Source organism: Streptomyces sp. 1114.5 (assembly GCF_003635085.1).
Classification (GTDB): Bacteria; Actinomycetota; Actinomycetes; order Streptomycetales; family Streptomycetaceae; genus Kitasatospora.
In genome coordinates this window covers 1,405,499-1,429,079 of the sequence record NZ_RBXE01000002.1, presented here as the reverse complement: position 1 = coordinate 1,429,079, position 23,581 = coordinate 1,405,499, and the positions used below count along the sequence as shown (strand labels likewise).

Below are 23,581 nucleotides of genomic sequence, written 5' to 3'. Positions count from 1 at the left end.
GGCGCGCCGCCGCCGACCACGGGGTGGCCGTCTACGCTGGGCGGATGGAGATCCAGGGGCTGCCCGGGCGGCTGCTTGACGAACTCGGGCCGGCGATCGCGTCGGGGGAGATTCCCGAGGGTGCGGTGCTGCGCGGGGAGGAGCTGGAGGAGCGGTTCGGGGTGTCCCGGACGGTCGTCCGCGAGGCGGTGCGAATCCTGGAGGGGATGCGCCTGGTGGCCTCCCGGCGAAGGGTCGGGATCACCGTGCAGCCGAAGTCGCTGTGGGACGTCTTCGACCCGATGGTCATCCGCTGGCGCCTGGCCGGGGCGGACCGGCCCGCCCAGCTGCGCTCGCTCGGCTCACTGCGGGTCGCCGTCGAGCCGGCCGCGGCGGCGCTCGCCGCGGTCCACGCCAGCGATGACGACCGGCGTCAACTGAGCTCACTGGCCGTCGAGTTGACGGTCTCCGCGCGGGACGCGGACCTGGCCACCTTCCTCGGGCACGACATCGCCTTCCACGCCCTGGTGCTGCGCGCCTCCGGCAACGAGATGTTCGCCCACCTCGGGGACACCGTGGGGGCGGTGCTCACCGGGCGGACGGAGTACCATCTGATGCCGCATCAGCCCGAGCCGTACGCGATCCGGCTGCACCGCGAGGTCGCCGACGCGATCTGCTCGGGGCACGCCGACGAGGCCGAGCAGGCGATGCGGACGATCGTGACGGGGGCGCTCGCGGAGCTCAACCAGCAGTTGGGCTGAGCCCCGGCCGACTGCCGGCAGGTCGGGTGCTACCGCCGGCCGGACGGTCGCTGCTGCCCGGATGGCACGATTTGGCGGCAGTTCGGCGGATTCGGACGCATAGTCCTGGTTCTGCGGGGCAGAGTGAGCCGAAGGGGCGCCTTTCGTATGCGCCCGTTCCGTGTCCGCTACCGAGACCGTCGCCGAATCCGCGCCTGGGGGTCGCTCGATGTCCGTGCCACGCCGCCGTCGCCGCCTGCCCGACGAGGTGCGCGCCGCCGCTGTCCGGGCGGTGCTGTGCCTCTCCTTCACCCTGGTGGGCGTGGTCGTCGCGACGCTGGCCTCGTACGCGGGCAGTTGGATGCTGACACCCGCGCTGCTGGCCATGGGGGTCGGGGTGTTCGGCACCATGTGGTGCCTGCTGGAGATCGTGATCTCGCGCCAGGTCGCCGCCCAGCGGATGCGGGCGCCGGGCTCCGCGCACCCGATGGCGGGCGGGCGGGCGCCCGCGGAGCCGCTGGCCGCCCGGCCGTTCCCCCGGTCCAACTCGTCGGTGTACCTGGACCCGTACCAGCAGCCTCAGCCGTACCAGCCACCTCAGCCGCAGCGGCGCCCGCCGCAGCAGCCTCGGCTGCCGACCGCCCGGCCCTGAGCGCGGGCGGCCGGTCCGTGGGTGGCCGGCCCGGGGGCGGAGGTCAGAGCGGGAGCGCCCGGTAGTGGGTGGTGACCCGGCGGTCGTCGCCCAGGACGTGGAAGGCGAGCATCGGCGGGTGGTCGAAGGCGATGCCGCGCCCGCCCTCGCAGGGCAGGGTGACGGTGGAGACCACACCGGGGGCGACCAGCAGCGGCAGGCCGGCGAAGGTGGTCGCGGCGGAGGTGTGGGAGTGTCCGCAGAGCAGGGCGGCGACCCGGGGGTGGCGGCCCAACACCCGTGCCAGGCCTTCCTCGCCGAACTGGCGGATCTCGTCGACGTACGGCAGGTGCAGCTCGACCGGCGGGTGGTGGAAGGCGACCAGGGCGGGCAACTCGGTGCGTCCGGTGGTGAGTTGCTCGTCGAGCCAGTCCAACGTCTGTTCGTCCAGCAGGCCGTCGTGCTGCCCGGGTATGGACGAGTCGAGCATCAGCACGTCGGCGCCGGGGAGGCGGTGCATCCGGTTGATCGGCCCCTCCCCCGGCCCCTCCCCCGGTGCCTCCGCCGACGTCTCCGCCGACGCCTCGCCCAGCAGGACCTCGCGGTACGGCGCCCGGGAGTCGTGGTTGCCGGGACAGATGAGCACCGGGTGCCGGGAGGTCAGCACCTTCGCCACCTGCTCGTACTCCTCGGGCAGGCCTTGGTCGGCGAGGTCGCCGGTGACCAGCACCGCGTCCAGCGGGCCGGGCAGGGCGTTGAGGTACGCCATCACCTGCTCGGCCCGCCGCCGGGCGCGCTTGCCGCCGTCCCGGCGGTGGACCTGGCCGAGATGGATGTCACTGAGGTGCGCGATCGTCAGCATGGTGATCACGCTAGCCAGTTCACGCCTGCGCGGGAACCTCCGCTGGGCGCTTGAACATTCGGGTGGCGGTGATCTCGCCGTGGATGGCCGGGCCGTCCGGGTCCGGTGCGGCGGGCAGGCCCGGGCGCAGGTGCTCCTCGACGGAGATGTACTTGAGGCCGGCCCGCAGGTCGGCGTCGTTGCGCAGTCGGATCACCAGCGGGAACTCGGCGAGCGCGGTGGTGTCGAACAGGCCTGTGGTGTAGATGAGTTGGACGCCGAGCGCATCGGCCACGGCGCGCTGGAGCTCCAGCAGGTAGGTGGCGTTGGCGCGGCCGATCGGATTGTCCAGGAAGAGCGTGCCGGCGTGCCGCAGCTGGGACTGGCCGCGGTCGTTGGCGCGCAGCGCGGCCATCGTGCAGTACAGGGCGATGGCCGCGGTGAGCAGCTGGCCGCCGGAGAAGACGTCGGACATCTGGCCGACGCCGACCCGCTCGGCGCGCAGCACCGCGTCGGGCTTGAGGATCTCGACGCTGACGCCCTTGGGGCCGATCGCCGCGGCGACCCCGCGCAGCAGCAGGGACATCCCGTCGCGGCGCAGGTCGCTGTTCTTCCGGACGGCGGCGCGGGTGGCTTCGTCGATGACCTCGCCGAGGCGTTCCACCAGGGTGGCGTGGTCCGGGTCCTCGAAGCGGATCCGGAGGAACTCCTGGCCGGACCACTCCCCCAGGCCCTCGGGCAGCCGGGAGAGGCGCTGGGCGGCGCGCAGGGTGGTGAGCGAGGACTCGACCAGGCCGCGCAGGCGGTCCACGATCGAGCCGCGGTTCTTCTCCAGCTGGGCGAGCTCGTCGGTGAGCACGCGCAGCCGGGGCGCGAAGGCGGCGGCCCAGGCGGCGGCGTGCTCGGGCAGGGCGGAGGCGGGCAGTTCGCGGATCTGCTGGCGGGCCGGGGTGCGGACGGCCTCGTAGCGGGCGGCGTTGGCGTGCCGGACGAGGGCGTCGGCGGTGTCGCGGACGGCGAGTTCGGCGGAGGACAGCTCGCCGGCGGCGGTGCGCAGGCTGCGGCGGGCCTCGGTGGCGGCGGTGCGGGCCTCGCCGAGCGAGCCCAGGTACGGCTCGACCGGGTCGTCCGGGTCCTCCTGGTGGTCGCGCAGGCCGTCGCGCAGCTGGCCGGCCAGCTCGTCGAAGTCGGCGGCGGCGGACTGGGCGGTGTCGAAGGTGCGCTGCAGGTCGGCGTGCGCGGTGCGGGCGGCGTCCAGGGCCTCGCGGCGTTCGGCGAGCCGGCTGGTGGCGGTGCGCAGCAGGGCCTGGGCGTGCTCGGGGTCGGTGGGGACGAGGTCCTCGGGCAGCTCGGTGTGCGCCTCGCCGTCGGCGGGGGCGGAGCGCTCGGCCTCGCCGCGCAGGCGGCCGAGCTGCTCGCTGGCGGCGGCGGAGCGGGCCTCGATGGTGGCGACCAGTTCCTCGGCGCGGGCGGCGGCGGCCTGGCGGGCCGGGCCGTCTGCGCCGTCGGGGCTGCCGAGGAGTTCCTCGGCGCGGGTGCGCACCTTGTTGGTGAGGCGGTCGAGTTCGGCCGCGGCGGCGGCCTCGTCGCCCTCGGCGCGGGCCTGTTCGGCGCGCAGGTCGGCGCCGACGCCGACCTTCTCGTACAGCTGGGAAGCGGCGCGGTAGGCCTCGCGCAGGGCGGGCAGTGCGGCGGGGGCGGTGTCGGCGGGCTCGTCGGTCTGTTCGGCGGCAGGGATCTCGGCGCGTTCGGCGCGCAGGGCGCGGGCCGTACGGCGGGCGTCGTCGGCGGCGCGCTGGGCGGCGCGGCGGTCCTCGTCGCAGGTGCGGGCTCGTTCGGCGCACAGGGCCTGGCGGCGGTCGCACTCGGCGGCGTCCTCGGCGAGTTCGCGTTGGCGGCGGGCCCAGTTGGCGCGCTCGCGCAGGCGGAAGGCGAGGCCGGAGAGGGCGTCGGCGCGGCGGCGGGCGCGCTGGGCGGCCTCGCGGTGCTCCTCGTGGACAGCGGCGGCGGTGGCGTGGTCGGTCTCGGCCTCGTCGTGGTCGGCGCGCAGGGTGGCCAGGGTGGCGGCGGCCTGTTCGGCGTGCTCGCGGGCGGCTTCGGCGGCGGCGGCGAGTTCGGCGAGCGTGCCGGGCGGGCAGCTGGCGTGCCAGGAGGCGAGGCGGGCGGCGAGGGCGCGGTCGGCGCCGAGGCGGCCGGCGAGTTCGCGGATGTGCTCCTCGCGGGCGCTCGCCCGGGCTCGCAGGTCGCGGCGCTCGCCGTCGGCGGCGGACTCGTCGTGCATGGCCGGGTTCGGCGGCACGAGGAAGAAGGCGGGCTCGTCGGTGATCGGGGCGATCAGGGAGGCGGCGGCGCCGACGGCGACGGTGGAGCGCGGCAGCAGGGCGGCGGCCTGCAACGCCTCGCGGGCGCGTTCCAGCGAGGACGGGTCAGTGACGACCACGCCGTCGACGAGTTCGGGGCGGGCGGCGAGGATCGCCTCGTGGTCGGCCGGGTCGACGGACTGGGCGAGGTAGCGCCAGCCGGGCAGGGCCGGGATGCCGTGCTCGGCGAGGTACTCGACGGTGGCCAGCACGTCGGGGCCGGGCGGCAGCAGGCCGCCGTCGCCGAGGGCGGCGAGGATGCGGGCGTCGTCGGCGGCGGCCGTACGGAGGTCGAACAGGGTGCGTTCGGCGGTGGCGATGGCCTCGTCGAGGAGTTCGCGCAGGTACTCGGCGTTGCGGTCGAGGACGGCGGGGGTGAGGAAGCCGGCGTCCTCGTCGGCGCCTGACCCGTCTTCGCTCCAATCAGTGGGTGCCGGGGTGAGGGAGAGCAGGTCGGCGAGGCGCTGTTCGGTGGCGAGCAGGGCGGCGGTGCGCTGTTCGGCGGCCAGCGCGCGGGCGGCGTCCTTGCGGGCGTCGCCGGCGCGTTCGGCGGCGAGTTCGGCGCGGGCGGTGGCGGCGGCGGTCTCGCGCAGCCGGGTGGCGCAGGCCTCGGCGGCCGTACGGGCCTGGGCGAGTGCGGCGGTGGCGGCCTTCTCGACGTCGGCGGCGTGCAGCGCGGCGCGGGCCGGGTCCACGTCGCCGTCGGCGTCGATGAAGCCGGCCGTGACGGCGGCCTCGGTCTCCTGCTCGACCTCGGCGAGGCGCTGGCGCAGGTGCTCGGCCTCGCTGCGGGCCTTCTGGGCGGCGGTGGCGGCCTCGGTGGCGTCGGACTGGGCCTTGCCGCCGTCCTCCTGGAGTTCGCCGGCGCGCTGTTCCTCGGTGTCGGCGCGGGACTCGGCGGCCGCGGCGGCGGCTTCCAGGGCGCGGGCGAGCGCGGTGGCGGCGCGGGCGCGGGCGGCGAGCGCGGGGGCGGCGTCCAGTTCGGCCTCGCGGATGGCGGCGGCGACCCGGGCGACCCGGTCGGCGGCGGCGCGCTGGCGCAGGACCGCCTCGGCGGCCTGCCAGGCGGCGTGCAGGGTGCGGGCGTCGATGAGTTCGCGGCGCAGCGCGGCGGCCTCGGCGGTGGCCGCGGTGAGGCTCAACGTGGCGTGCCGGTAGGTGAGTTCGTCGGCGATGAGGGTGTGCCGGGTGCGGTCGGCCTCGGCGGCGGTGACGGCGCTCGCGGCGGCGGCGACCTCGATGGCGAGGTCCTGGGCGCGGTCGCGTTCGGCGCCGGTGCGGGAGGCGAGGGCGTGGGCGAGGCGGCGGGTGCGGCGTTCGGCGGTGCGGTGGGCCTCGCGGACGGTCTCGCGGGCGGTGGTGGCCTCGGCGATGCGCTCCAGGAGGTCCAGGGAGCCGGCAGTGAAGTCGCGTTCGGCGGTGAGTTCGGCGCGGCGTCCGAGCTTGGCGGCGAAGCCGTGGACGAGGTCGGCGAGGCCGTCGGTGTCCCGGGTGTCGGTGACGGCGCGCAGCAGCAGGTCGGTGAAGTCGCTGTCGTGCTTGACCGCGAAGAGGCCGGCCGCCTCGCCCTCGTCGGCGTTCATCTCGCGCTGGTAGCGGAAGAGTTCGGGGTCGAGGCCGAGTTCGCCGAGGTGTTCCGTCCAGCGGTCGTGGCCGTCCTCGAAGACCAGGTCGAGGTACGGGTGGGCCTTGCCGGCCTCGGTGAGGGCGTCGCGGAAGCCCTTCATGGTGCGGCGGCGGCCGCGGGCCTTCTGGTCTCCGGCCAGGCTGACCCGCTCGGCGACCGGCAGGGAGTCGAGGGTGAGGCCGGGGCCGGGGCGGAAGGAGTACCAGGTCTCGGCGAACTTGCGCGGGTCGGAGGAGACCTGGCGGCCGCGCCACTCGCTGACCTTGCCGACCACGATCAGTTCGCCGGTGACGGTGTGCTGCCACTCCAGGGCGACGTGGCCGCAGTCGTCGGCGAGCAGGAACTTGCGCAGCACGCCGGAGCTGGCGCCGCCGAGGGTGTTGCGGTGGCCGGGGAGCATGACCGAGAAGATCAGCTTGAGCAGGACGGACTTGCCGCCGCCGTTCTCCAGGAAGAGCACGCCGGCCGGGGCGGGTCGGCGGACCGGGCCGTCCGGGTCCTCGCCGAACAGGCCGATCTGCTGCGGGGCCGGGTCGGCGACGGGCTCGCCGACGCCGCGCAGGTCGAGCACCGTGTCGGCGTAGCGGGCGCCGGCCGGTCCGATCGAGTAGAGGCGGACCCGGTTGAGCTCGTACATGTGCGGCGGTTCTCCGTGGCTTCCGTGGCTGGGGGTTGTCAGAACTCGGGGGCTGGGGGTCAGGACTCGGGGGTTGGGGTTGTCAGGACTCGGGTGTCAGGACTCGGACGTCGGAGCTCGGGCGTCAGAGCGAGTGGAACGGCAGGCCGGCGTCGGCGACCAGTTCGTCGGAGGTGTCCGGCGGCAGCAGGCTGGCGGTGCCGTCGGAGACCGGGACGACGCCCAGGTCGAGCAGTTCGGCCATGGCCGCACTGCCGGCCAGGTCGCGGACCTGGAGCTGGTAGCGGGCGGTGGTGCGGTAGGTGCCGCCGGAGTCGTCGGAGACCTTCTGCAGGAAGCCGGAGTCGACCAGGAACATCACGGCCTTGGCGACGATGCCGATGGTGGAGCCGGAGAGCCGGCGGGCGTCCTTGGTGGCGCCGGTGGCGGTGCGCCGGGCCCAGACCCGCCAGGCGGCCTCCAGGCCGGGGGCGTCGGACTGCGGGTCGGTGTTGGCGCCGGCGGCGTCGGCCTGCTCCTCCAGGCGGCGGCAGGCCTGGCGGACGAAGGAGTCGACGCCGTTGACGGTGATCCGGCCGAGGTAGGTGTCGTCGGCGAGGTCCTCGGGGCGGGGGAAGGCCATCGCGGCGACGGCCAGGTGGGCCAGGCCGTGCAGGAAGCGGTCGGTGGACTCGGAGGCGGCGCGGCGCGAGTAGTCGCCCATCCGGACGGCGAACAGCGAGTCCTCGGCGGCGGCCACGGCCATGCCGGCGCGCGGCGAGACCTCCAGGACGACCAGGCCCATGCCGGTGGCGATGGCGTCGGCGAGCCGGGCGAACGGCGGGTCCTCGCGGTGGCGGCGCACCAGCTCGGTGTACTCGGCGTCCCGGGCGGGCAGCAGCTTGGCCTGGAGGCCGAAGGAGACCAGCCGGGCGGCGTCGGCGACGTCGGCCGGGGTGATCGGCGCCGGGGCCGCGGGTTCGGTCTCGGCCGCCCAGGACGTGTCGTGGTGGGTCGTCACGGGCGGGGCTCCTCGGGGGTGGCGGTGGTACGGGTGTTCCGGTGGTGCGTCATGGCCGGTCAGCCAGCGTCCTTGCGGTCGGCGGCCATGCCGACCGCGTCGAGCAGGGCGCTGCCGACGATCAGGTCCGCGCCGCCGAACTCCGGGTCGCGCAGCGGGGTGCCGTCGTCCACGGCGAACAGCAGCCGCTCCTCGCCCTGGCGGTAGGCGGTGCCGACCGGCGGGCTGGCCGCGTGCACGGCGAGCAGGGCGACCAGGTACGGCAGGTCCGGGTCCTGCTTGCGGGCGTCGGCGAGCAGGCCGGAGAGCCGACGGGGGGCGTCCGGGGGCAGGTCGAGCAGGACCAGGGCGGACTCCAGCTGGGCCTCGGAGAAGCGGCTGTCGTCCGGGGTGGCGACGAGGTCCGGGTCGGGCAGCTCGGCGCCGAGGTGCTCGCGTTCGACCGGCGGGGTGAGCAGCAGGTCGACCAGGTCGGCGACCCGGACGGAGACCGGGGTGCGCAGCCCGACGCCGCGGGCGAAGAAGGCGCCGGTGGGGCGGACGGCCTGCTCCACCGGCAGCCGCAGAACGGGGGCGAGCAGCTGCCCGTACAGGTCGATGCCGCTGCGGGCGCCGGGGGTGGCGAAGGCCTGCCGGTCCTGCTCGGCGCGGAACAGCGGGCCGGCCTCCAGGAGGCGGGTCTGCAGCTGGGTGTGGCGGCGGATGCAGTCCTTGACGATGTCGACGAGTTCGGCGGCGCGGCGCTTGTGTTCCGGGTCCTCGGCCTCGTCGCGGGCCTTGCGGATGTTGGTGAGAATCGCGTTCTCGTGCCGGTAGCGGTCCGCGATGTGGTCCAGCGCCTCCTCGATGAGGTCCGGGACGGCGCGCATCCAGTCGACGGCCCGGACGTTGCGGCGGGTGGCGTCGAGGGCGCGGCGCAGCGTCTCGGCGTACTGGACGGTGCGGTAGCGGGCCTGCTCGGCGGCGAGCTGGGCGTCGGCCAGGCGGCCCCGGCGGATCAGCACCTCCAGTTTGACCTCGGCGGCGATCTGGGCGGAGGTGACGTCGGTGTCGAGCGCGCCGACCAGGACGTTGACCGCCTCGTCCGTGGTGCGCAGGTAGACCCCGCCGTCGGGCCCGGGGACCTCCTCGATGAGCTTGAAGTCGTAGTCGCGGCGCACGTACTCGCCGTCGGCGCCGAAGGTGCCGTAGACGGCGCGGAAGCCGCGGTCCACGCTGCCGACGTTGATCAGCGACTCCAGCACCCAGCGGGCCACCCGCTCGTGCTCGACGGCGGGGCGGCCGGCGGCCTGGGCGGCGACCCTGGGCAGCAGGCGGGCCAGGACCAGCTCGCGGTCTGCCCCGGTGTCGAAGTCCATGTTCAGGGTGACCAGGTCGATCGCGGCGAGGCCGACCTCGGCCATCGCGTAGCCGCCGTACTCGCCGGCCAGGTTGACCTTGCGGTTGTCCAGGTCGTGCAGCGGGGCGGTACAGGCCAGCGCCTTGAGCCGGCGGGCCAGGCCCTCGTCGGCGGCGGGGCCGGGCGCGGGGCGCACGGCGGCCGGGCCGGCGGGCCGGAGGCCGGGCTCGATGGGCGGGTCTGCGATGGCGGTCACGGGGGACAAGATTAGAGGTTCGCACCGACATCGACCGAAACGGACCTTGCGGGCGGACGGAGCGGCAGGTGGGCCGCCCTCCGGGGGGCGATTTCAGAACGCGGTTTCGACGGGATTCCGCCATTCTCGAACCGACCTTCGAGAAACCGGTGAGGACGGCGCAATGGTTCGGTGATGATCGACCTATGATCACCCGACTGGCCAAAGTGGGCCTCGCTGCCGCGCTGTCCGTGACCACCCTCACCGCCGGCGCCGTGGCCTCCGCCGCCGCGGCTTCCACCGCCACGGTATCGACCTCCGCGCAGCACGTGACCGTGTCGCAGAACGGCAACTACCCCGGCGGGTTCTTCACCTCCGGCAACATGTCGGCGAGCTGGGTGTCGGCCGGCACCGCCGCCCTCACCGGCTCGACGCACTTCACCGTCGACCTGCCGCCGGGCGTCACCACCGACGGCGCGATGTTCTACTCCACGCCGTACGACTACACCTTCACCGAGACGCTCTCCCCCGACGGCCGCCACCTGGAGGCCGTGCTCACCGGCACCCGGCCGGTCGGGAAGAGCGAGTTCATGAAGCTCAACCTGCGCACCACGCCCGGAGTGCCGATCACCGGCGTGATCACGGTGACCGCCGGCAACCCCAACGACACCGACCCGACCGGCCACATCTCCCGCTACGACCTCGGCACCGGCAGCTACCTGCCGGCGACCGTCCAGGCCGCCCCGGCCGTCACCGGGCTGGACACCACCACCGGCCCCGGTGCGGGCGGCACCGCGGTGACCGTCAGCGGCAGCAACCTCGCCCACGGCATGGTGCTGGTCGGCGGCGTCCCGGCGGCGGGCAGCTGCACCGACACCGCCTGCACGGTGACCACGCCGGCCGGCTCGGGCAGCGTCCCCGTGTCCGTGGTGACGCCCGGCGGCACCGCCACCGCGCCGGCGACGTACACCTACACGGTCTGACGCGCTCTCGACCGAAACCCGGTGCCCGGGCGCTTCGGCGCCCGGGCACCGCTGCGTTTCCGGGCCCCGGCGCCCCTGCGCTTCCGCACCCCGGCGCCCCTGCGCTTCCGCACTCCCAACCCTAGTTGAACATGTTCAAAAGAGGGGTCTAGAGTCGCTTCCGCGCAGGCGGGGCAAGGATCCGCCCGCAGTTCGGCATGCCCGGCGAGCCCGGCGTGCCGCCCGGCACGGAGGTGTACGAGGTGGACGAGGTGGACGAGGTCTACGAGACGGACGGCGAACCGGCGGTCGTCCTCCGCAGGGTCCGGCGCTGGTTGTGGTTCTTCCTGGTCTGCCTGGTTCTGAGCGGCCTCACCGCCTTCCCGCTGGAGACCGAGACCCGCTGGCTGGTCGACCTCGCGACCGGTCCGGCCGCCCCGCTGACCGACCACTTCCCCGCGGCGACGGCCTGGTTCCTGAGGGTCCACGAGGGCATCGTCGAGACCAACCGGCACTACCCCTTCCTGGCCTACGGCACCGACTGGCTGGCCTTCGCCCATCTGGTGATCGGCGCCGCCCTCTGGGGGCCGCTCAGGGACCCGGTCCGCAACATCTGGGTGATCCGCTGGGCGGCGCTCGCCTGCGGGGCCGTCATCCCGCTGGCACTGATCTGCGGGCCGCTGCGGGGAATCCCGCTGGTGTGGCGATTCATCGACATGTCGTTCGGAGTCTTCGGCGTCATTCCGCTGCTGATCGTGTTGCGGGCGCTGCGTCCGCTGGAACGTTCCTTCGCGGAACCAGCGCCCGCGAGCTGAGCCAGGACGGCCCGTACGCCCCGGGACAGCGCCGCCCCGGGGCGTACGGGGCGAGGTCGCGCGCCGTGGCGCCCTGTGGCGCCCGCCGCCGCCCGGGTCACGGACAACGGGCTTCATCCGCAGGCCCTACCATCTGGCTCAACAGCTGCTGGGAGGCGGACGGGCGTGGCCGATGCGGTGATCGATCTCAATGCGGACCTCGGCGAGGGATTCGGACGCTGGACGCTGACCGACGACGAGGCGCTGCTGTCCGTGGTGACCAGCGCCAACGTCGCCTGCGGCTTCCACGCCGGAGACCCCTCGACGATGCGCAGGGTCTGCGCCCTGGCCGCCGAACGCGGTGTCCGGATCGGCGCCCAGGTCTCCTACCGCGACCTGGCCGGCTTCGGCCGCCGCGCGATGGACGTCCCCCCGGACGAGCTCTCCGACGAGATCGCGTACCAGATCGGCGCCCTGCAGGTCTTCGCCCGCGCCGCCGGCTCCAAGGTCTCCTACGTCAAGCCGCACGGCGCCCTCTACAACCGCGTGGTCGCCGACTCCGAGCAGGCCGAGGCCGTGGTGGCCGGTGTGCTGCGGGCCGGCGCGGTCTGCGACGGGCCGCTGCCCGTCCTCGGGCTGCCCGGCTCCCGGCTGCTGGAGGTCGCCGAGGGGGTCGGACTGCCGGTGGTCGCCGAGGCGTTCGCCGACCGCGCGTACACCCGGGCCGGAACGCTCGTCCCGCGCCGCGAGGTCGGTGCGGTGGTGCACGACCCGGAGGCGGTGATCACCCGCGCCGTCGCGATCGCCCGCGACGGCGGGCTGGAGGCCGTCGGCGGCGAGCGGATCCCGGTCGCGGCCCGCTCGCTCTGCGTCCACGGCGACACCCCCGGCGCCGCCCAGCTCGCCTGGCGGGTGCGCGGCGCGCTGGCCTCCGCGGGCGTGCGGGTGGAGGCGTTCACGTGACGGCCGACGGGGTGCCGGCGGCGGGCGCCGACGAACCGGCGGTCGCCGTACGGCGGGCCGGCGAGCGGGCGCTGCTGGTCGAACTGGCCGGGACGGCCGAGGTCGCGGCGCTGTACGGGTGGCTGCGCGAGCAGCGGGAGGCGGGCGTGCTCGGCGAGGTCGAGGAGCTGGTCCCGGCCGCCCGCACAGTGCTGCTGGACGGCGTCGCGGACGTCGACGCGGTGGCGCGGCTGCTGCGCACCGCCCGTCCGACGGCGGCCCGCACGGCGCGCGGGGAACTGCTGGAGGTGCCGACGGTGTACGACGGCGCGGACCTGGCCGAGGTCGCCGCGCTGTGGGGGGTGTCCGAGGAGGCAGCCGTCAGGATCCACACCGAACCGGAGTACACCGTCGCCTTCTGCGGCTTCTCCCCGGGCTTCGGCTACCTGACCGGCCTGCCCGCCCGCTACGAGGTGCCGCGCCGGGCCACCCCGCGCAGCTCCGTCCCGGCCGGCTCGGTCGCCCTGGCCGGCTCGTACACCGGTGTCTACCCGCACCCCTCCCCCGGCGGCTGGCAGCTCGTCGGCCGTACGGCGCTCCCCCTCTGGGACACCGACCGCGATCCCCCGGCCCTGCTGGCGCCGGGCGTGCGGGTCCGCTTCACCTCGGCCCGGGCCTGAGCACGCGGCGATGCTGGTGGGGACGGAACCGGGAAGGGAAGCGGGGACGGAGGCGGGGATGAGCGAGCTGGTGGTGGTGCGGCCGGGGCCGCTGACCACGGTCCAGGACCTGGGGCGGCACGGCGTCGCGCACCTCGGGGTGCCCAGGGCCGGGGCGCTGGACGAGCCGGCCCTGCGGGCGGCCAACCGGCTGGTGGGCAACGAGCCCGGGACCGCCGGGCTGGAGACCACGCTCGGCGGGGTCGCGCTGCGGGCCGTCGGACGGGTGCTGGTCGCCGTCACCGGCGCGCCCGCGCCCGTCCGGGTGGACGGACGGCCGGCCGCCTGGGGCGCGCCGGTCGTGGTCCCGGACGGGGCGGTGGTCGAGGTGGGCCCGGCGACGGACGGGGTGCGCGGCTACCTCGCGGTGGCGGGCGGGATCGCCGTCCCGCCGGTGCTGGGCAGTTGCTCGGCCGACCTGCTCGCCGGCCTCGGACCGGCCCCGCTGACCGCCGGGGACCGCCTGCCGGTCGGCACTCCCCCGCCCTACCGGGCCCGGCCCGAGCTGGTGCCGCTGCCCGCACCCCCGACCGAACTGGTGCTGCGCCTACGGCTCGGCCCGCGCGCGGACTGGTTCACCCCGGAGGCGGTGGCCCGGCTGGGCCGCGACGGTTACCGGGTCTCCGCCACCGGCAACCGGGTCGGGCTGCGCACCGAGGGCCCGCCGGTCGCGCGCGCCCGGGAGGGCGAACTGCCCAGCGAGGGCATGGTGCTGGGTGCGGTGCAGATCCCGCCGGACGGGCAGCCGGTGGTCTTCCTGGCCGACCACCCGACCACCGGCGGGTACCCGGTGGTCGGCGTCGTCCCGGCCGCCGACCTCGCGGCCGCCGCGCAGGCCCGGCCGGGCACGCCGGTCCGGTTCGTGCCGCTGCGGGGACGCTGAAGCCATCCGCTGGGCTTGGCCCTGCTGGGTCTCGCCGCTCGGCGGCCCAACGGCGCTTCCGCGTCGGCGCGTTGAGGTCCCACTCAGCCCAGGCCGAGCGCGTCCGCCGCGGCTGCGGCGAAGCCGTCCGGGTTGTCGAGCATGATGTTGTGCCCGCAGTCCGGCACGGCGACCACCCGGACGCCCGCCGCGCGCAGCCCGTCCGCGTCCGCCGGCCCGCCGTCCGCAGGCCCGCCGTCGGTCGGATCGCCGTCCGCAGGCCCGCCGTCGGTCGGATCGCCGTCCGCCGCCGGATACAGGAAGGTGCGCGGGAGGTCGAGGCCGAGCAACATCTCCCGCATGGTCGGCTCGGTCGCGCGGGCCAGGTGGCGGGCGCTTCGGTGGAGCGCCCGAGGGTCGGCCAGCCGCATCGTGGACCACCAGAACGGCCCGACCCGCTCGGCGACTTCGTCCCGGCCGCCGGCCAGGAACTCCGCCTCGGTGTAGCTCGCGATGCCGCTGCTGCCGGGCCGCTGCCGGGCGGGGTCGATCCGGTCCAGGTTGGCGTCCACCAGGAGCAGCCGCGAGACCAGCGCGGGGTGCCGGTGCGCGAGGACGATCGCGACCGCGCCGCCCATGCTGTGGCCGACCACCTCGACCCGGCTCAGCCCGGCCGCCCGCACCGCCGCCGCCACCGCGTCGGCGTGCTCCTCCAGCGTGTACCCGAAGTCCGTCGGCCGGTCGCTGATGCCGAAGCCGAGCAGGTCCAGCAGCAGCGAGCGGCGCCCGGCGAGCAGCGGGTGGGCGGCGGCGGCCGCGAAGTACACCGGCGAGCTGGCGCCCAGGCCGTGCAGGTAGAGCCGGGCGGGCTCGGCGCCGGGCAGCTCGACCCAGCGGATCAGATCGCCGTTCGGGGTGACGGGGGCGTGGCGCATGGCAGGACTCCTCTTCCTGGGAACGCCCGAACCATACCTCGATCACGAGGTATATGGCACTCGATATACCTAGAGGCCGATGGACGGGTGTGAGAGAGTGGCGCCATGTTCAAGCTGGCGATCCTCGGGTTCCTGTACGACCGGCCGCTGCACGGCTACGAGCTGCGCCGCCACCTCGCCGCGCTCACCGGGCACGTCCAGCCGATCAGCGACGGCACGCTCTACCCCGCGATCAAGCGCCTGGAGGCCGCCGGCCTGCTGGTCCGCAAGCCCGAGCCCGGCAGCGCCGCCGCCCCCCGGCACACCCTGCACCTCACCGAGGCCGGCCGCGCCGAACTCCTCGGCCGGCTGCGCGAACCCGAGCCGCTCGACATCAGCGACGAGAACCGCTGGTTCGCCCTGCTCGCCTTCCTGCGCCACCTCGACGACCCCACCGCCCAGGCCGCCGTGCTCCGCCGCCGCCTCGCCTTCCTCTCCGAACCGGCGAGCTTCTACTACGACGGCGACCGCCCGCGTGCCGCCGAGGAGTTCGACGACCCCTTCCGGCGCGGCCAGCTGCTGATCGCCCGCGCCACCACCGAGGCCGAACTCGCCTGGCTGCACGCGACCTTGGCCGAGCTGGAGGACGGGGAGCGGTAGCGGCCGACCGCGCCGGAAAGCGCCGACGGCCCGCACCGACCGTACGAGGTCGGTGCGGGCCGTCGGCGCCGTCGGCGAGGCCGCGCGCTGCGCCATCCGCGGTGCGCTCTGCGCGATGCGCGGTCAGTGCCGGTGGTGGGCGTGGACCACGGCGTGGCCGCGCCCCCGGCCGATCATCCACTTGTTGACCGGGACGGTCAGCGCGAAGGCCAGGGCCAGCGAACCCGCCAGCGACACCCAGAACAGCAGGTCACCGAGGCCGGCGTCCATCGCCCCGGGGACGGTGACCATCACGGTGTTGTCGATCAGCTCCATCACCAGGATCGACACCGTGTCGGCAGCCAGCGCGACCTTCACCGCGGCGCCCACGTCCAGACCGGCGTTCAGCACGCCGCGCATGGTCAGCGCGTAGCCGAAGACGAAGGCCAGGAGGATCGACAGCACCACGGTCGCGCCGTTGTGCAGGCCGAAGGCGGTGCCGAGCACCATGCCGAGGATCTCGCCGATGGCGCAGCCGGTGAGGCAGTGCAGGGTCGCCTGCGCGGCCGTCCGCCACCCGGCTCCACCGGCGGCGGCCTGGTGGTGCCCGCCATGAGCGCCGTGGCCTTGGTGCTCGTGGCCGTGGTGCTCGTGGTGACCGTGATGCTCGTGCTGTGCGGGGTGTGCCATGTCGTCCTCCGCGTGCTCCGGCGCCCGTTCGGCGCCGCTTCCCTCACTCCGTCGATGATCGAAGTTATACCCCCCTAGGGTATCTGCCAAGCCCCGGCGACGCCCTCTTCCGCCCGGGCACTCCTCCGTGTTCGGATGACGGACATGGCGGACACGACGGACGACCGACGCAAGGGCTACGACGGCACGGGCGAGGGCGCGATCACCCCGGACGGATGCGCCGTCGAGGTGTGGAGCCGTCTCCCCGTCGGCGACGCCCCGGAGGTGATCGAAGCCGCGGTGCCGCCCGGCGCGAGCATCCTCGAACTGGGCTGCGGCGTGGGCCGGATGACGCACCCGCTGACCGACCGCGGCTTCACCGTGACAGCCGTGGACGAGTCCGCCGAGATGCTGGCCCGGATCCGCCCGGGCGTCCGTACGGTGCGCAGCCCCATCGAGGCGCTGGACCTCGGCGAGCGCTTCGACGTCGTGCTGCTCGCCTCCTTCCTGGTGCACGCCGGCGACGCGGCGGTCCGCCAGGGCCTGCTGGAGACCTGCCGCCGGCACGTCGCCGAGGACGGCTGCGTGCTGGTGCAGCGCGAGGGCGAGGACTGGCACCTGAACGTGCCGCGCGAGACGGCGATCGGGCCCGATGCGTGGTCCCGACTGGTCTCCGTCACACCGGTCGGCGACGGCGTGAACTCCGTCCGCTGCGAGTACACCTTCCCGGACGGCACCTGGACGCAGACCTTCCTCTCCCGCCCGCTCGACACCGAAGCGTTCGAACAGGCACTGGCGGACGCCGGCCTGACGGCCGAGCGGTACCTGACCGAGGACCGCACCTGGGTCCGGGCACGGCCGGCGCACCGGCCGCAGGAGCCACATCGGCCGTGACACCCCGAAAGGGCCCCGAACGCAAAGCCCGTACCAAGGGTGAACAAAGAACCGTCACTTTCACCCCGTACCATCGGCCGCGCGCCGGGCCGTGCGCGGCCTCCGGGCCGGGCGGGTCGCGGTCGTCCGCATGCCCTTCCGACCCGCGAGGACCCGCACATGCCGCCCCTGTCCCACCCCCGACGGATACCCCCGGCGGGTGTCCGGTGATCGCCTGGTTCCACGCGGCCGTACTCGGCCTGATCCAGGGGCTCACCGAGTTCCTGCCGATCTCCTCCAGCGCCCATCTGCGGGTCTTCTCCGCACTGTTGGGCTGGGACGACCCCGGCGCCGCCTTCACGGCCGTGACCCAGCTCGGCACCGAGGCGGCGGTGCTGATCTACTTCCGCCGGGACATCGCCTCGATCGTGCGGACCTGGGCGCGGTCCCTGTTCCGCCCGGCGCTGCGCTCCGCCCCGGACGCCCGGATGGGCTGGTTCGTGATCATCGGCACGCTGCCGATCGGCATCCTCGGCAAGCTGTTCCAGGACACCATCGAGACCCACCTGCGGGACCTGCGGATCATCGGCACCACGCTGATCGTCTTCGGCCTGGTCCTGGCCTTCGCCGACCGCACCCGGGCGATCCGGCACGCCCGTCCGATCACCGACCTCACCCTGCCGCACGCGGGCGTCTACGGCTTCGCCCAGGCGCTGGCGCTGATCCCGGGCGTCTCCCGCTCCGGCGGCACGATCAGCGCGGGTCTGCTGCTCGGCTACAGCCGGGAGGCGGCGGCCCGGTACTCCTTCCTGCTGGCGATCCCGGCGGTGCTCGCCTCCGGGACGCTGGAGCTGTTCAAGATCGGCGAGGGCCCGGCCCCGGCCTGGGGACCGACCGTCCTGGCGACCCTGATCGCCTTCGTGGTCGGCTACGCGGCGATCGCCTGGTTCCTCAGGTACATCTCCAGCCACAGCTTCCTGCCGTTCGTGGTCTACCGGGTGCTACTCGGTGTCCTGATCATCGGACTGGCGGCCGGCGGCGTCCTCACCCCGGACGCGGGCGCGGTGAAGTAGAACCCGGTTCCAGAAAGGCCGGGCCCGGAAGGGGAAGAGCCACGTCCCGGACGGGGAAAGCAGTGGGCCGGGACACCCGACGGTGTCCCGGCCCACTCGGCGCGATGTCGCGGACCTAACGCCCGAACTCCCGGGCGGCGGTCAGTCGCCCGCGTACAGCGGCGTGGACCTCGGCCTCCTCGGCCGGGTCGGCGGCGAGCCTGCGCAGCCGCTCCAGCACACGCGCGTCGCCCGTGGTGGCGACATGGCGCGCGGCGAGCTCACGCGTGGACTCCTCGCAGTCCCAGAGGCACTCGACGGCCGGCCCCTCGGGAAAGTGCACGTCGGTCGCGGCGAGCGCCCTGGCGGCGCGACCGCGCAGCTCGGAGGAGGCGGCCTCGCCGTAGATGTGGCGCAGGACCGGTACGGCGTCGGCGGCGGCCAGCCGCCCCGCACCGTCCACCAGCGACCCGAGCCCGGTACCGGTCACCCCGCGTACGGAGACCCAGCGGCGCAGCCCGGCCACCACCAGCGGGGCGTCCTGCGGCTCCCCGGCGTCGGCGAGCAGCTGGACGGCGGCCTCGCCGAGTGCGCTGTCCGCGCCGCCGCTGGCCGGGTCCGCCCAGCGGCGGGCCTGCGCCAGCACCTCGGGGCCGCGCATCCGGCCGAGCAGTTCCAGGGCGGCCCGCACGATGCGGTCGTCCACGTCGGTGGCGGCGACCTCGATCAGCTCGACGGCGGCCGGGTCCCGTTGCTCGACCAGGTAGCGCAGGGCCGCGCGGCGGGCGCCGGGCAGGCCGCAGCGGGCCGCCTCCAGCAGCGCCGGGCGGTCCTCGGGCCGGACCACGGCGGTCAGGCAGCGGGCGGCCGCGGCGGCGCGGCGGTCCACCGCGTCGGGGCCGGCCGGGGAGTCGGTGCCGCGCGCAGGCTCCGGGCGGACGTCGGGCCGGTCGAGGAAGGCACCGACGCCGACGCCGCCGAGTTCGCCCTGGTCGGCCCAGGCCAGCACGTCGGCGGTGGACCAACCGGGCGTGACGCCGCTGCGGTTGACCTGGCGCTGCCAGAGGTCGAAGGGCGACTGCTCGCCGGCCGCGGCCACTCTCGGGTGGTAGGCCGCCCAGAGGCGCCACGGCCGGGGCTCGTAGGCGTTGCGGATGAACTCGCGCAGCTCGGCGTCGCCCTCGGGGCCGGGCGGGAAGTGGTCCAGCACGGCGGTGCCGAGCAGCAGCAGGCCTCGGTCGTCGTCGCGCAGGGCGAGCTCGTCGAGGGCCCAGGCCCAGTTGGCGCCGGTGGCGGCGTACTCGCGCAGCATCAGCAGCGCGTCGCGCCGGCCGTACGCGGCGAGGTGGCCCAGGACGGAGAGGGCGAGACCGGTGCGGCTCTCGTCGTCGGTGACCAGGTCCTCGGCGGAGTGGAGGTGGTCCTCGATGCCGTCGAGGGGGCCTCCAGCTCCATGTAGAGGCGGGCGTAGTAGAGGGAGCGGCTTTCGACCTGCCAGTCGGCTCGCGGGTCCCTGGTGACACACTCCTCCAGCGCGGCGATGGCCTCGGCACGGTCGGCGGCCAGCGCGTGGAGCTGCCCGTCACCACGGCCTCGCTGCAGGAGGCCTAGGAGGCTGGCACTGGGTGCTATCACTGGCTCGAACATGAGGTCAGCATCCGTTGCGGCGGTCGTAGTGGCAACGGGATTTCCGTCGCCGGGGTCTCTGGTCGGTACTGCGGTGGGCGCCCGGGCGCCGGAATCACCGAAGGTTACCGCCTCGCGCACCCTTCCGCACACAGGGCGACGAAGCCCGCTGCCACAGTGGCATATGCCAGGGGAATTTTGCCTGCGATCTGTCCAAATCGCCCACAGAGGTGAAGACGCTGTGCGACAGTCTTCTCACTACCCGAAACGGCTCGCTCACTGCGGGCCACACCCGAGCGATGGACCCGCCATGAACATGCCCTCAGGAGCCGCCTGCCCGCCGGGCACCGCCACGGTGGACGGCGCCCCGGCGGGCGCGCACGGCTCCGACGTCCACGCCCCGGCCCCGAAGGGCGACGACGGCAGCGGTGGCAGCGGCGAGGCCGGCGGCGGAGACGCCGACAGCGGAACGGACGGCAGAGTGGACGGCACGGCGCAGGAGCCGTCCGGCCCCTACCTCGGCGGCGGCAGCGACGACGGTGTGGTCCTCGGCTCCGCCGAATGGGACCTGCTGACCGACGGCATCCGCTGGAACGCGGAGACCTACCTCCTCCTCGGGTGCGACCCCTCCCACGGCCCGCTCAGCCTCGACCGGCTGCCCGACCGCCTCCCCGAGGCGGACCGGCCGCTGCTGCGCAGGATGATGACCGACGCCCTGGTGCACGGCCGCGTCGCCGCCGGCACCCTGCGGATCCGCCGGGCCTGCGGCCGGCACGACAGCGTCGAGTGCGCGGGCGAGCCCGTCCTCGGCGCGGACGGCACCGTCACCGCGCTGCGCATGCTGCTCCGCCCGGCACCGCCGCACTGAGCCGCGGCACCGCCTGACGGAACTGCGCTCCCGCGCGCCCACAGGTGCGCGGGCCCGCTCACGTCAGCCGTGGCCGGTTCTTGGCGTCCGCCGCCCGCAACTCCCGCCCCAGCTCCTCGCGCAGCTCGTCCACCACCGGCAGCCCCCGGTACGCCGCGGTCAGCCGGTACATCTCGCGCAGCCGGTCCCAGGTCCGGTGCGAGGAGTTCTGGCCGATCAGGTTCATCACCATCTTGGCCTGCAGCTCCGCCGCGTCCGGCTCACCCGTGATCAGGTGCACCGAGGCCAGGGTGATCCGGTCGAACAGCGCCGACCGCAGCTGCCCGGTGCCCTCCCGCAGGGCGATCACCCGCTCCGCGTGCCTGCGGGCCACCGGCGCCGCGGACCGGTCGTGCTCGGCCAGCGTGCGCAGCACCAGGGCCTGCATGCCGCGCAGTTCGGCCTCGTCGAAGACCTGCATCCAGGACGGCGGCGGCTCGGGCGACTCCTCGGCGAACAGGTCCTCGGCCTGGCCGAGCAGCCGGTAGGTGTCCTGGGAGTGCCCGATCGAGGCGTGCGCCCAGGCCTCGACCGTGTTCAGCATGGCGCGCGTTCTGGGCATCAGCTCGCCACCGGCCGCCTTGGCCGCCGACATCAGGTCGAGCGCGTCGTCGGCCCGGCCGAGGTGGACCATCTGCCGCGCGGCCCGGGAGATCGCCTCGCCGGCCCGCGGCCGGTCCCCGGCCTCCTTGGCCGACTCCGCCGCGATCATGAAGTACCGCTGGGCGGTGGGCTCCAGGCCCACGTCGTGCGACATCCAGCCCGCCAGCACCGCGAGGTTGGCCGCGACCAGCCACAACCGCTGCTCCACGGCGGGAGGATGCCGATGCGTCAACAGGCCGCCGACCTCGTTGAGTTGACCGACCACCGCCTTGCGCTGCAGTCCGCCGCCGCGGGCCGCGTCCCAGGCCCGGAAGACCTGCACCGAGCGCTCCAGCGACTCCACCTCGTCGAGCCCCACCGGGCCCGCGTCGTACACGTCCAGCACCGGGCGCGCACCGCTCCCGGCGACCACCTGTCGCGGCCCCGGGACGGAGGCCGCGTAGGCGACCGCGTCCCCGCCCAACCAGCCCTTCAGCGAGTCGGCGACGACCGCCCCGGCCGTGAGCGCGGCTCCGGCGCCCACCAATCCACGTCGGTTCAGCATGAGGTCCATTCCCGTGAACTCGGTGAGGACCGCGGCTGTTCGATCCGGCGACCATGGCACTGCTGCGGACGGCTCCGCTCCGGACCTGGTGGGCCGGTGTCGTTCCAGACCGAGGTCCTCAGTGGTGACGACACGTCCGAGCCGCTCCGTGAACACGGCCGCCAGCACCCTCGGCACCGGATCGCGCGGGATCTCCCCCTGCTCGATCCAACGCCGTACCCTCGACGTGTCGGTGGACAGGTGCATCTGCCCGATCGCGGCACCCCGACGGTTGACCAGCCGCGCGAGTTCGCCCTTCGACCATCCGGTCAGGACGAACAGATCGGCGAGTCGGGTGTTGGGTCCCCTGCTCAATGAAGCCCCCAGGTTCCTCGGCTCCTTCGAGGCTAGAGGCTCCGGCAAGTGCCAGGCGAGCATTCGCCACCGTTCGCCAGGGCCCGCCAGACTACTAAGCCAGTGCCCGACGGGTGTGTTGTAGGGGTGCGCCACCTCGCCCCCGGGTCGGGCGGCGTCCCACCGGCGTCGGGGCAGTCCCCCGACGGTGTCACGGGACGCTCCCGGTTCTCACCCGAGGGGGTGGCGCGGCCGGGTGGCGCGGGGGCGCCGGGCACGGCCACGGCAGTCCGGCCGACCGCATTCCCCAGGGTGCGGACGGCCGGAGCACCGCCGACCAGGGGTTCCTGACCCCGCGTCCGTGCCCGGCGCCCGCGCACCACCCGCCGCACCCTCGTACGGCAGTACTGCCGTACGCACCGCAGCACCGCACCACCCGCAGGGCCGCCGTCACCCCAGGAAGCACCCGGCACCGGCCCTCCCCCGCCCCCGCGGGGGCCACACCCGCCGACGGACCGGAAGGGACCACCCTCAGCCCATGTACTCCTCAGCGACGACCCCCACGCCGACCGCGACCCGCCCCGCGCTGCGCCCCCCCACCGCAGCCGCCGGCCGCCCCGGCCCCAAGCAGGCGCCCCCGGCGAGCCGGCCGGTGGCTCCGCGCGGGGTCGAGGGCCGGGCCACGGACGCCCGGGTCGTCCCGGCCGGCCGCACCGCGCTGGGGCTGCGCGGACCCGAGACCGCCCCGCCGGTCGGCGGCCGGCTCCCGCTCGCCCGCCAGGCCGACGGCCAGGTGCTGCGGGCCCGGCGGCCCGGACAGCCCGTCGGCCCCGAGCGGATCGATCCGGCCGCGCTGCAGACCCCGTCGGTCCGGGCCGCGCTGGCGAGCGTCGCGCGGATATGTCCCGCGTTCACCCCGCGCCAGGTCCTGCGCGAGGGCAGCCGCCACATCCTGGTGGCGGGCACCATCGGGCGGGCGCCGGTGGTCGCCAAGTGCCTGGCGCCGCAGGCGGTGCGGAGTGAGTACTTCGAGCAGCTGGTGGCCGACTTCCACCACGAGGTCGCGGTCTACCGGGCGTTCGTCCGGCACCGGCCGCCGGTGCGGCTGCCCCGGCTGGTCGCGGCCGACCACGACCGCTGCGTGCTGGTCATGGAGCGCGTCCCCGGCCGCCCGGCCGCCCGGGAGCGCCACCCGGTCAACGCGCCCACCCCGGGCGAGGTGCGGGCGCTGCTCAACACCGTCCGGACGCTCAACCTGTGGCGGCCGCCGACGGACGTCTTCCAGCCGCGCATGGACTATCAGTTGGAGATCGCCCGCTACCACTCGGTGGGCCAGCTCACCGACCGGGATGCCGGCGACCTGCGCGCCCTGCTGCACGGCCTGGGCCACACCCCGATGCAGCTCTGCCACGGCGACGCCCTGCTCAGCAACATGCTGCTGGCGCCGTCCGGCCCGGTCCTCGTCGACTGGGAGCAGGCCGGCTGGTACCTGCCTGGGTACGACCTGGCGGTGCTCTGGAGCGTGCTCTCCGGGGACACCGCGGCGCGCCGTCAGATCAGCCAACTCGCCCAGAGCGGCGGCACGCTGGCCCGGGACGCGTTCCTGGTGAACCTGGTGCTGGTGCTCATGCGGGAGATCCGGCTGTACGACGTGCCGGGCGCCGGCGAGGAGCAGCGGATCATGATCCGCCGGCTCTACGACGACGCCGCGCTGGCCCGCCGCGCCGTCCGGGCCGCGGTCGGGACGCGCTGA

At 74.9% G+C, this 23,581-nt stretch carries 19 protein-coding genes and 1 pseudogene; 12 read left to right on the top strand and 8 right to left on the bottom strand.

Annotated features, from left to right (window positions below):
• Window positions 1–44: 44 nt before the first annotated feature.
• Together BX285_RS29505 and BX285_RS29500 are read left to right on the top strand one after the other, a co-directional pair.
• Window positions 45–740, top strand: a complete 696-nt coding sequence (locus tag BX285_RS29505) for a FadR/GntR family transcriptional regulator (RefSeq protein ID WP_097239812.1) — start codon at window positions 45–47, stop codon at window positions 738–740.
• A gap of 208 nt (window positions 741–948) precedes the next feature.
• On the top strand, window positions 949–1,371 hold the full coding sequence (locus BX285_RS29500) for a hypothetical protein (RefSeq protein ID WP_121178763.1): 423 nt from the start codon (window positions 949–951) through the stop codon (window positions 1,369–1,371).
• Window positions 1,372–1,414: 43 nt separating this feature from the next.
• Here BX285_RS29500 and BX285_RS29495 read toward each other — a convergent pair whose 3' ends face one another.
• The 4 genes from BX285_RS29495 to BX285_RS29480 form a co-directional block, all read right to left on the bottom strand.
• Window positions 1,415–2,212 carry a metallophosphoesterase gene (locus BX285_RS29495; protein WP_121179073.1) on the bottom strand — a complete coding sequence of 266 codons (798 nt, stop codon included), beginning with the start codon at window positions 2,210–2,212 and terminating at the stop codon, window positions 1,415–1,417.
• A gap of 19 nt (window positions 2,213–2,231) precedes the next feature.
• Complete coding sequence (locus BX285_RS29490; protein WP_121178762.1) at window positions 2,232–6,815, bottom strand: hypothetical protein; 4,584 nt, start codon at window positions 6,813–6,815, stop codon at window positions 2,232–2,234.
• 124 nt (window positions 6,816–6,939) lie between these two features.
• Window positions 6,940–7,815, bottom strand: coding sequence for a hypothetical protein (locus BX285_RS29485; RefSeq protein ID WP_121178761.1), 876 nt, complete (start codon window positions 7,813–7,815; stop codon window positions 6,940–6,942).
• A 59-nt stretch (window positions 7,816–7,874) separates the two neighbouring features.
• Complete coding sequence (locus BX285_RS29480; protein ID WP_373560452.1) at window positions 7,875–9,410, bottom strand: hypothetical protein; 1,536 nt, start codon at window positions 9,408–9,410, stop codon at window positions 7,875–7,877.
• Between the two features lie 185 nt (window positions 9,411–9,595).
• On the opposite strand from BX285_RS29480, the gene BX285_RS29475 reads away from it, so the two are divergent.
• The 5 genes from BX285_RS29475 (at window position 9,596) to BX285_RS29455 (ending at window position 13,689) form a co-directional block, all read left to right on the top strand.
• On the top strand, window positions 9,596–10,372 hold the full coding sequence (locus tag BX285_RS29475) for an IPT/TIG domain-containing protein (protein WP_121178760.1): 777 nt from the start codon (window positions 9,596–9,598) through the stop codon (window positions 10,370–10,372).
• Between the two features lie 197 nt (window positions 10,373–10,569).
• On the top strand, window positions 10,570–11,166 hold the full coding sequence (locus tag BX285_RS29470; RefSeq protein ID WP_259470838.1) for a hypothetical protein: 597 nt from the start codon (window positions 10,570–10,572) through the stop codon (window positions 11,164–11,166).
• A 177-nt stretch (window positions 11,167–11,343) separates the two neighbouring features.
• Complete coding sequence (locus BX285_RS29465; protein WP_097239816.1) at window positions 11,344–12,108, top strand: LamB/YcsF family protein; 765 nt, start codon at window positions 11,344–11,346, stop codon at window positions 12,106–12,108.
• The gene (gene pxpB, locus BX285_RS29460; RefSeq protein WP_259470837.1) at window positions 12,105–12,767 is read left to right on the top strand and encodes a 5-oxoprolinase subunit PxpB; all 663 of its coding nucleotides are present in this window, start codon (window positions 12,105–12,107) and stop codon (window positions 12,765–12,767) included. The genes BX285_RS29465 and pxpB overlap by 4 nt, the downstream gene beginning before the upstream one ends.
• Window positions 12,768–12,825: 58 nt before the next feature.
• A complete protein-coding gene (locus tag BX285_RS29455) occupies window positions 12,826–13,689 on the top strand; it encodes a biotin-dependent carboxyltransferase family protein (RefSeq protein ID WP_121178759.1) in 864 nt (287 codons plus the stop codon).
• Window positions 13,690–13,772: 83 nt separating this feature from the next.
• Here BX285_RS29455 and BX285_RS29450 read toward each other — a convergent pair whose 3' ends face one another.
• Window positions 13,773–14,603: an alpha/beta fold hydrolase gene (locus tag BX285_RS29450; protein WP_121178758.1), complete on the bottom strand. Its 831-nt coding sequence runs from the start codon at window positions 14,601–14,603 to the stop codon at window positions 13,773–13,775.
• Window positions 14,604–14,708: 105 nt separating this feature from the next.
• Here BX285_RS29450 and BX285_RS29445 point away from each other — a divergent pair, with 105 nt between their 5' ends.
• Window positions 14,709–15,242, top strand: a complete 534-nt coding sequence (locus BX285_RS29445) for a PadR family transcriptional regulator (protein ID WP_121178757.1) — start codon at window positions 14,709–14,711, stop codon at window positions 15,240–15,242.
• A gap of 123 nt (window positions 15,243–15,365) precedes the next feature.
• On the opposite strand, the gene BX285_RS29440 is transcribed toward BX285_RS29445, so the two are convergent.
• Entirely contained in the window at window positions 15,366–15,911 is a 546-nt protein-coding gene (locus tag BX285_RS29440; protein ID WP_121178756.1) for a DUF4396 domain-containing protein, read from the bottom strand.
• A 144-nt stretch (window positions 15,912–16,055) separates the two neighbouring features.
• Here BX285_RS29440 and BX285_RS29435 point away from each other — a divergent pair, with 144 nt between their 5' ends.
• The gene (locus BX285_RS29435) at window positions 16,056–16,784 is read left to right on the top strand and encodes a bifunctional 2-polyprenyl-6-hydroxyphenol methylase/3-demethylubiquinol 3-O-methyltransferase UbiG (RefSeq protein WP_121178755.1); all 729 of its coding nucleotides are present in this window, start codon (window positions 16,056–16,058) and stop codon (window positions 16,782–16,784) included.
• A 209-nt stretch (window positions 16,785–16,993) separates the two neighbouring features.
• Entirely contained in the window at window positions 16,994–17,836 is an 843-nt protein-coding gene (locus BX285_RS29430) for an undecaprenyl-diphosphate phosphatase (RefSeq protein ID WP_183107280.1), read from the top strand.
• A gap of 115 nt (window positions 17,837–17,951) precedes the next feature.
• On the opposite strand, the pseudogene BX285_RS29425 reads toward BX285_RS29430, so the two are convergent.
• A pseudogene (locus BX285_RS29425) lies at window positions 17,952–19,462 on the bottom strand (HEAT repeat domain-containing protein).
• 289 nt (window positions 19,463–19,751) lie between these two features.
• Here BX285_RS29425 and BX285_RS29420 point away from each other — a divergent pair.
• Window positions 19,752–20,309, top strand: coding sequence for a hypothetical protein (locus BX285_RS29420; RefSeq protein ID WP_121178753.1), 558 nt, complete (start codon window positions 19,752–19,754; stop codon window positions 20,307–20,309).
• A 58-nt stretch (window positions 20,310–20,367) separates the two neighbouring features.
• Here the strand turns inward: BX285_RS29420 and BX285_RS29415 are convergent, their stop codons facing one another.
• Complete coding sequence (locus tag BX285_RS29415) at window positions 20,368–21,849, bottom strand: hypothetical protein (protein ID WP_121178752.1); 1,482 nt, start codon at window positions 21,847–21,849, stop codon at window positions 20,368–20,370.
• A 517-nt stretch (window positions 21,850–22,366) separates the two neighbouring features.
• Between BX285_RS29415 and BX285_RS29410 the strand changes: the two genes are divergently transcribed.
• Window positions 22,367–23,581: an aminoglycoside phosphotransferase family protein gene (locus BX285_RS29410; protein ID WP_121178751.1), complete on the top strand. Its 1,215-nt coding sequence runs from the start codon at window positions 22,367–22,369 to the stop codon at window positions 23,579–23,581.